We start from the raw sequence: 7,905 nt of genomic DNA on the forward strand, positions 1-7,905 counted from the left end.
AAAGAGCGGTCAATTTTTCATAAAATTTTCCGCTTTTTAATTTTAATCACCTATCGATTTGATAATTATTTTCATTTAAAAAGCTTGTAAAAAATGATATTATTATGCAGAATGCTAATTAATCATTATTTTTAAGGAGATCTCATGAAGCATTTATTTAAAAGCCTATCTGTTATCGCTCTAGGTTTAGCAGCTTTACAAGCCGAAGCGAAATTTAAAGTGGTGACCACATTTACGGTTATTCAGGATATCGCACAAAATGTTGCAGGCGATGCCGCGACGGTGGAATCTATCACCAAACCTGGTGCAGAAATTCACGACTATGAACCGACCCCTAAAGATATTGTAAAAGCTCAATCTGCTGATTTAATTTTATGGAACGGATTAAATTTAGAGCGTTGGTTTGAGCGTTTCTTCCAAAATATCAAAGATAAACCAGCCGTTGTGGTAACCGAAGGCATCACGCCACTTTCTATTTATGAAGGCCCTTATAAAGATGCACCGAACCCACATGCTTGGATGTCGCCATCTAATGCGTTGATTTATGTCGAAAATATTAAAAATGCATTAGTTAAATACGATCCGCAAAATGCTGATACTTATCAAAAAAATGCAGCGGCGTATGCAGAAAAAATTAAACAACTCGATAAACCTTTACGTGAAAAACTCTCACAAATTCCCGCTGACCAACGTTGGTTAGTGACCAGTGAAGGCGCCTTTAGTTATTTAGCGAAAGATTACGATCTCAAAGAAGGCTATTTATGGCCAATTAACGCTGAACAACAAGGTACGCCTCAACAAGTGCGTAAACTTATCGATTCAGTGAAAAAAAATCACATTCCAGTGGTATTTAGTGAAAGTACCGTGTCAGCCAAACCTGCTCAACAGGTAGCGAAAGAAAGCGGTGCTAAGTACGGCGGCGTGCTTTATGTCGATTCCCTTTCTGCCGCTGACGGTCCTGTACCAACTTATATTGACTTACTGAATGTCACTGTATCCACCATAGTCAAAGGATTTGAAAAATAATGACTGAACTGTCCGCTTCTATTTCCGTTAATGACGTAACCGTGCGTTACAACAACGGGCACACTGCAATTTATGATGTTACCTTTGCATTACAAGGGGGAACGATCTGTGCTCTTGTCGGCGTAAATGGGAGCGGAAAATCAACGCTATTCAAAAGCATCATGGGCTTAATCAAGCCACAGCAAGGCAATATTGCGCTTTGTGGTTTGCCAATTAATCGAGCATTGAAACAAAATTTGGTTGCTTATGTACCGCAAGCGGAAGAAGTCGATTGGCAATTCCCCGTCTCCGTTTATGATGTTGTCATGATGGGCCGATACGGCTACATGAATTTCCTACGCATTCCAAAGGCTGAAGACAAACAAAAAGTGCTTGAAGCGATGCAACGGGTAAACATCGAGCATTTAGCTGAACGACAAATCGGTGAGCTTTCTGGTGGACAGAAAAAACGCGTATTTTTAGCTCGAGCATTAGCACAACAAAGTAAAATTATCTTGCTCGATGAACCTTTTACAGGTGTGGATGTTAAAACTGAAAATGCCATTGTGGAACTCCTTCGCCAATTACGTGCTGAAGGCCATTTAATTTTAGTTTCTACCCACAACTTGGGTTCTGTACCCGATTTCTGTGATCAAGTGGTGATGATTAACCGTACTGTGATTGCTGCCGGTAAAACGGAAGATACATTCAATCAGCATAATTTGGAAAAAGTCTTTGGTGGTGTATTACGACACATCAAATTATTAGGTGAAGATCTGCATAATGATGAAGATAAACGTGCTGTCACCGTGCTTACGGATGATGAACGCCCAGTTGTCTTCTATGGTGAAACCAAAAATGATCCGCCTGCAACGGCTGTAAAATCCTGTCGTCTGCCGCCGTCTGACAAGGAATAAGTCATGCTTGAATATTTGCTGGAACCTTTCTCCTATGAATATATGCAAAAAGCCATGTGGATAAGTACTGCAGTCGGCGGCATTTGTGCCTTTCTTTCTGCCTATTTAATGCTGAAAGGCTGGTCATTAATTGGCGATGCGCTCTCCCACTCTGTGGTACCTGGTGTGGCAATTGCTTATGCCTTTTCACTCCCCTATGCTTTAGGTGCTTTTTTTGCCGGAATTTTGGCCGCGCTTTCTATTTTATGGATCAAATCTATCTCAAAACTCAAAGAAGATGCCGTTATTGGCTTTATTTTCAGTACCTTTTTTGCCCTGGGATTGCTGATTATTTCTCTAAATCCAACCTCAATAAACGTGCAAAATATCATTCTCGGTAATATCCTCGGGATTGCCGATGAAGATATTTATCAAGTAGCCATTATTATGTTGATTTGCTTGGTCTTATTGCTTATTTTTTGGAAGGATCTGTTACTGATTTTCTTTGATGAAACGCAAGCAATTACAGTTGGACTTTCACCACTGTTTTACAAAGTTCTCTTTTTTACACTCTTGAGTGCTTGTGTTGTTGCCGCATTACAAACTGTCGGGGCAATTTTGGTTATTGCTATGGTAATTACACCAGGCGCAACCGCCTATTTACTCACAGATAAATTCAAAACTCTTATCAAAATTGCGGTAGCATTAGGCGCAATCACTGGTTTCGTCGGTGTTTATTTAAGCTATTACTTAGACGGTGCAACAGGTGGTGTCATCGTGACATTGCAAACCGTGTTATTTTTATTAGCTTTTCTATTCTCGCCAAAATACGGATTAATGAGTCAAAAACGACGTAAGGCGGTGGCCCATGAGTGAAATATTCGCTATTTTCGTTGAGCCATTTCAATTTGCCTTTATGCAAAATGCGTTACTCACGGCATTAGTGGTTGCCGTGATCTGTGCACTACTCTCTTGCTATTTGGTGTTGAAAGGATGGTCATTGATGGGGGATGCCATTTCTCATGCTGTCCTACCTGGCATTGTCTTAGCTTTTTTAGCTGGTATTCCATTAGTCATTGGTGCATTTGTCTCAGGTATTGCCTGCGCCTTAGGGGTAGGTTATTTAAAAGAAAACAGCCGTATCAAAGAAGATACCGCAATGGGGATTGTATTTTCTGGCATGTTTGCCATTGGTTTGGTGTTGTTCACTAAAATCCAAACCTCACAACATCTCACACACATCTTATTCGGAAACGTACTGGGTGTAAGCCGACAAGAGCTGATACAAACGGCTATCATCGCCTTGATCATTTTTATTTTGCTTGGCTTAAAACGTCGTGATTTTCTGCTTTATTGCTTTGATCCGAGCCATGCCCGTGTTGCAGGGCTCTCACCTAAATTATTGCACTATGGCTTGCTCACATTACTCGCCCTTACTATTGTGAGTACAATGCAAGTCGTTGGGGTTATTTTGGTTGTAGCGATGCTAATTGCGCCTGGCATCACCGCGCTAACACTGACCAATCGCTTCGATAAAATGCTCGTTATCGCAATCATCAGCGCTGTAACTGCAAGTCTATTAGGCGTGCTACTTAGCTATCATTTTGATGCATCCACTGGTGCATGCATTATTTTGTTACAGGCAGCATTCTTCTTAATAGCATTAATTTATAGCAAAATAAAAGTGCGGTTAAATTTCTAAATAAAAAAGCTAACATTTCTGTTAGCTTTTTTTGTTAACCATTGCGTTTTAATAATATCAGTGCTTCATAATGTACTGTATGCGGGAACATATCAAATAATTGAATTTGAGTAAGTTTATAATTGGTTAGATGCTGTAAATCTTTTCCCATGGAAATCGCATTGCAACTGGAATAAAGAATAAAGTGCGGTTGCATTTCATTGAGAAACTCAGCGAGTTCTTTGCCTATGCCTCGACGAGGTGGATTGACGATCACCAAATCGGGTTTGTTTTTATCTTGTGTTAAAGCAAAATTAGCCGCATCCAAAGATTGAAATTTAACGTTGTTTAGCCCTAACACCTGAGCGGATTGAGTCGCCGCTTGAATAGCAGATGAGGAAATTTCAATCCCAGTCAATTCCACTTCTTGTTGATGTTTATCTTGTAAAGCTTTGGCACAATGCAGTCCAAAGCCTCCAACGCCACAAAAGAGATCCCAGAGTTTAGTAATTGGTAAATTTTGTACCCAATCTTGAGCTGTTGAATATAACCCTTGCGCTACAAGTGGATTCGTTTGGAAGAAACCTTGAGGACGAATAAACAGCGGAATACCATTAAAGTTTTCTGGTAAGGTGTGCTGGTCCGTTAAAAAGATTTCTTTCTCACCTTCTAAGATCGCCGCATGTTGAGGTTGGATATTCACACTCACCACTTCAAGTTGTGGTAATTTTTCCAATAACCCTGCAAATTCACGTTGAATTAACGGCAATTTAGTTTCTGAACGCAATACAAAACGCAACATCAATTTTTTTGTATGTTGGCTTTCTGTGAGCAGAATATATTTGAGCTCACCTTTTGTTTAGCCACGTTATAAGGGACTAAGCCTGCACGTCCAATAAAATCTTTTAGAATCGGAAAGAGTTCAGCAAAGCGTTGTGGATAAAGTGGGCAATCACATAAATCCACCGCACTTTGTGGATCATTCGGGTCTTGTAAAATACCTAGAATGGGACGTTCCACCGCGCCACTTACTACCATTTTCGCTTTATTACGAAAGGCAGACTCGGAGGAATAAAAAGGCGGATGCCAAATTAAATTATCACAATCTAATTTGGCAAGTTGTTGTTTTAGATGCTCTTCTTTCTTGGCGAGTTGCTGTTCATAAGGCATTTCAAGCCATTGACAAGAACGGCAATCGCCTTTTTGATAATGATGGCAATCAATCATTTAGAAGCAAGCCACTCTTGTTGAAGTGCGGTCAGTTTTTGATGATTTTCAATCCAACGCGAAGTTTTTGTGAGTTCTGACCAATCAAAGGATTTTTGTTTAAAGAGAGATTTCAAGCGAGCTTGGCGTGCTGCGAAATGCTCTGTTGTTTCCTCTAACTTCAGATTATCAAGCACTTGAATAACACCTTCACGTTCATTACAAAGCAATAATAAGTCACAACCAGCCTTCAAGGCTTTTTCACTGCGAGCCACAAAATCGCCCATAAAGCCTGCACCTTTCATGCCTAAATCATCAGAGAAAATCGCTCCTTGGAAGCCCAACTGTTTACGCAAAATCTCTTTTAACCAATAACTCGAACCGCTTGCTGGCTGGCTATCACATTGTGTATAAATCACGTGAGCCGGCATAATCGCATCAAGCTTACTCTGTTGAATTAATTGCTGGAATGGCAAAATATCATGATTAAAAATCACTTCTTTTGCGCGCTCATCATAAGGGGTTTCAAGATGAGAATCAGCTAAAACATGGCCGTGTCCCGGGAAGTGTTTTCCTGTTGTTGCCATGCCCGCCTGGTGCATACCATCAATAAAAGCTGCTGCTAAATTGACCGCACTTTTTACATCACAGCCAAAACTACGATCACCAATCGCACGACATTCGTGACCTAAATCCAACACCGGAGCAAAACTCAAATCAATATCTAGCGCCACCATTTCAGCAGCCATTTGCCAACCCGCTTCTTTTGCTATTTGCTGTTGCTGAGTTGAATCCTTAACTAATGCCGCAAAAGCTTGCATTGCGGGTAACTGAGTGAAACCTTCACGGAAACGTTGCACGCGACCACCTTCCTGATCGACCGTGATCAATAAAGGCTTTTTCACTCGTTGACGAATGGATTTAATTAGTGCTTGAACTTGCTGACGATCATAAAAATTGCGGGTAAATAAAATCAAACCTGCAACTAAAGGATGTTCCAGTAATTCAACTTCTTCTTGTTTGAGCTCATGACCTTCAAGGTCAATTAATAATGTGGACATAACCTATTGTAAGTAAAGACGATAATTGCTACTTTCTGTGCTTGGTTTTGGTAGTTCAAACACTTTATTTTCTTGTGGTTGCAATAAAATATTGCCTGATTGGCTTTCTTGCTGATTCGGCCAAACTTGTGTCACGCCTTGAGTGTTATACCAATAAAGATGGTAAAGCACATTGAGCTGTTGCGTGGTTTTATTTTTTAAAGCCGCGGTATTATCCGACAAATCGACGTCTAAAGCCGGTGCTAAATTTGCCGCCATATTTAAAATTGGCTTATTGGTTCCCACAATATTTGGTGCAGATGAACAAGCCGTTAAAAATAATACCGTTGCTGTAATTAGGATCTTTTTCATTATTTCGCCAACATTCTACCTAAAGGTTCACCACCAACAAGATGCATATGAATATGGAATACTTCTTGTCCACCATGTTTATTACAATTCACAATTAAACGGTAACCGTCTTCGGCAATGCCTTCTTCTTTAGCAATTTTAGCCGCGACAGTAAATAAACGACCCAAGGTAACTTCATCTTGTTCTGTCACATCATTCACCGTTGGAATCACTTTATTGGGGATAATCAAAATATGGGTTTTCGCTTGCGGTGAAATATCGCGGAATGCGGTTACTAACTCATCTTGATAAACAATATTGGCAGGAATTTCTTTGCGAATAATTTTACTGAAAATGGTTTCTTGAGCCATAGCCTTCTCCTTATTTTATATAAAAAAGTGCGGTCAAAATTTACCGCACTTTGCTTTTATTTTCCATCAGAAATTGATGATGAATGACATTTCAATAGGCTTAGTGAGCCGCACCTTCTTCTGAATCATCTTGATTAATAAAGGTATTATTAATCTCAATTTGTGCTTTTTCACGTAATGCTTGCATTAACTGCCCTTGCAATTCGCCTTGACGAGCGCGAACAAGTTGAGTACTAAATTTCGCTAATTCTTGCTCACTTAAAGTAGGTTCTTCTACACGTTCTAGAGCAACCACCACTACATCACCTTTGCTGTTGCGAGCAACTTGATAAGCTACTTTACCATCTTGTGGTTTAGCAATAGCAAATACACCCTCATAAAGCAATGGATCTTTATTATCCATCAACGTAAAGGTTTGTGGTTCACTAAAACTAATACCTGCTGGTAATTTTGTAGGATCAGCAGATAGTGCTTTAACCGCTTGCTCTGCTTTTTCAGCTAATACTTTATCAGCTTTTTCACGTTTTAAGAATTGCTCAATCGTTGATTTTGCTTCATCAAGGCTTTGTAAACCTTCATCTTTGTGATCCACAACACGTACCACTACAAATTCATTTTCACCTACAGTTAATGGCTCAGAATTTGCACCGCCGTTTGCAATATCAGATTCAAAAATAGCAGAAGTCACATTTGGGAAATTTAATGCTGCAGGGACATTATTTTTACCAAAGTAATCTGTTTCTTCCATTTTCACGCCTGCCGCTTCCGCTACCGCAGCTAAAGAATCACTGCTTTCTGCTGCTTTTGCACGAACTATTTTTTCTACCGCTTGGAAACGGCTTTCTGCTAAGTTTTTACGTACGGTATCCGCGATTTGCTCTTTCACTTCGTCTAACGTACGTTCTTTACGATCTTGCACTAAAATAATATGGTAAGCCCCATCCACATTAACCGGTGTACTGTATTGACCAACATTTAACAATAATGCTGCATCTTCAAAGTTTTTCGGTAATTCGTTGTCTTTTACCCAACCTAATTCACCGCCTTGAGCACCAGAAAGTTTATCTAGGGATTTTGTTTTTGCTAACTCAGCAAAATCAGCACCTTTTTGCAGTTCTTGATAAACCGCATCTGCTTCTTTCTCAGTCGCTAATTGGATGTGTGCTAATTTTTGGCTAATGAATTGCGCTTTATTTTCTTGATAATATTGTGCAATTTGTGTTTCAGTTACAGGTTGTAATTTACCTAATGCATTTGCTGAAACGCGAATATATTGCACTTTCGCCTGTTCAGGTTGAACAAGTGATTTCGCATTCGCATCGTAATACGCTTTAATCTCTTCTTCTGTAACCTTT

General features: G+C 39.8%; 8 protein-coding genes and 1 pseudogene. 4 read left to right on the forward strand and 5 right to left on the reverse strand.

Features of this window, described 5'->3' with window-relative positions; genetic code table 11:
• Positions 1 to 144: 144 nt before the first annotated feature.
• Genes HMPREF2750_RS02840 through HMPREF2750_RS02855 form a run of 4 tightly spaced genes read left to right on the forward strand, consistent with a single transcriptional unit; the run spans position 145 to position 3,603 of the window.
• Positions 145 to 1,026: a metal ABC transporter substrate-binding protein gene (locus HMPREF2750_RS02840; protein ID WP_070582498.1), complete on the forward strand. Its 882-nt coding sequence runs from the start codon at positions 145 to 147 to the stop codon at positions 1,024 to 1,026.
• On the forward strand, positions 1,026 to 1,922 hold the full coding sequence (locus HMPREF2750_RS02845; protein ID WP_070582499.1) for a manganese/iron ABC transporter ATP-binding protein: 897 nt from the start codon (positions 1,026 to 1,028) through the stop codon (positions 1,920 to 1,922). The genes HMPREF2750_RS02840 and HMPREF2750_RS02845 overlap by 1 nt, the downstream gene beginning before the upstream one ends.
• Positions 1,923 to 1,925: 3 nt before the next feature.
• The gene (locus HMPREF2750_RS02850; RefSeq protein ID WP_070582500.1) at positions 1,926 to 2,777 is read left to right on the forward strand and encodes a metal ABC transporter permease; all 852 of its coding nucleotides are present in this window, start codon (positions 1,926 to 1,928) and stop codon (positions 2,775 to 2,777) included.
• Positions 2,770 to 3,603 (forward strand): metal ABC transporter permease, encoded by an 834-nt coding sequence (locus tag HMPREF2750_RS02855; RefSeq protein WP_070582501.1) that lies wholly within the window; start codon positions 2,770 to 2,772, stop codon positions 3,601 to 3,603. Before HMPREF2750_RS02850 ends, HMPREF2750_RS02855 begins: the two co-directional genes overlap by 8 nt.
• A gap of 34 nt (positions 3,604 to 3,637) precedes the next feature.
• Here the strand turns inward: HMPREF2750_RS02855 and rlmC are convergent.
• The 5 genes and pseudogenes from rlmC to HMPREF2750_RS10125 form a co-directional block, all read right to left on the reverse strand.
• A pseudogene (rlmC, locus tag HMPREF2750_RS02860) lies at positions 3,638 to 4,809 on the reverse strand (23S rRNA (uracil(747)-C(5))-methyltransferase RlmC).
• A complete protein-coding gene (nagZ, locus tag HMPREF2750_RS02865; protein ID WP_070582502.1) occupies positions 4,806 to 5,849 on the reverse strand; it encodes a beta-N-acetylhexosaminidase in 1,044 nt (347 codons plus the stop codon). Before nagZ ends, rlmC begins: the two are co-directional and overlap by 4 nt.
• Positions 5,850 to 5,852: 3 nt before the next feature.
• Positions 5,853 to 6,200 (reverse strand): putative periplasmic lipoprotein, encoded by a 348-nt coding sequence (locus HMPREF2750_RS02870; protein WP_070582503.1) that lies wholly within the window; start codon positions 6,198 to 6,200, stop codon positions 5,853 to 5,855.
• A complete protein-coding gene (hinT, locus tag HMPREF2750_RS02875) occupies positions 6,200 to 6,550 on the reverse strand; it encodes a purine nucleoside phosphoramidase (RefSeq protein WP_005695575.1) in 351 nt (116 codons plus the stop codon). Before hinT ends, HMPREF2750_RS02870 begins: the two co-directional genes overlap by 1 nt.
• Before the next feature lie 100 nt (positions 6,551 to 6,650).
• A partial coding sequence (locus HMPREF2750_RS10125; protein ID WP_261660599.1) for a peptidyl-prolyl cis-trans isomerase occupies positions 6,651 to 7,905 on the reverse strand: 1,255 nt, incomplete at its 5' end.

It is taken from the genome of Haemophilus sp. HMSC066D02 (assembly GCF_001810545.1).
Classification (GTDB): domain Bacteria; phylum Pseudomonadota; class Gammaproteobacteria; order Enterobacterales; family Pasteurellaceae; genus Haemophilus_D.

Coding starts and splice junctions, on each gene's coding strand:
- HMPREF2750_RS02845 (WP_070582499.1), top strand. CDS start 1,026: ATGACTGAACTGTCCGCTTCTATTTCCGTTAATGACGTAACCGTGCGT.
- HMPREF2750_RS02870 (WP_070582503.1), bottom strand. CDS start 6,200: ATGAAAAAGATCCTAATTACAGCAACGGTATTATTTTTAACGGCTTGT.
- nagZ (WP_070582502.1), bottom strand. CDS start 5,849: ATGTCCACATTATTAATTGACCTTGAAGGTCATGAGCTCAAACAAGAA.
- HMPREF2750_RS02855 (WP_070582501.1), top strand. CDS start 2,770: ATGAGTGAAATATTCGCTATTTTCGTTGAGCCATTTCAATTTGCCTTT.
- HMPREF2750_RS02850 (WP_070582500.1), top strand. CDS start 1,926: ATGCTTGAATATTTGCTGGAACCTTTCTCCTATGAATATATGCAAAAA.
- HMPREF2750_RS02840 (WP_070582498.1), top strand. CDS start 145: ATGAAGCATTTATTTAAAAGCCTATCTGTTATCGCTCTAGGTTTAGCA.
- hinT (WP_005695575.1), bottom strand. CDS start 6,550: ATGGCTCAAGAAACCATTTTCAGTAAAATTATTCGCAAAGAAATTCCT.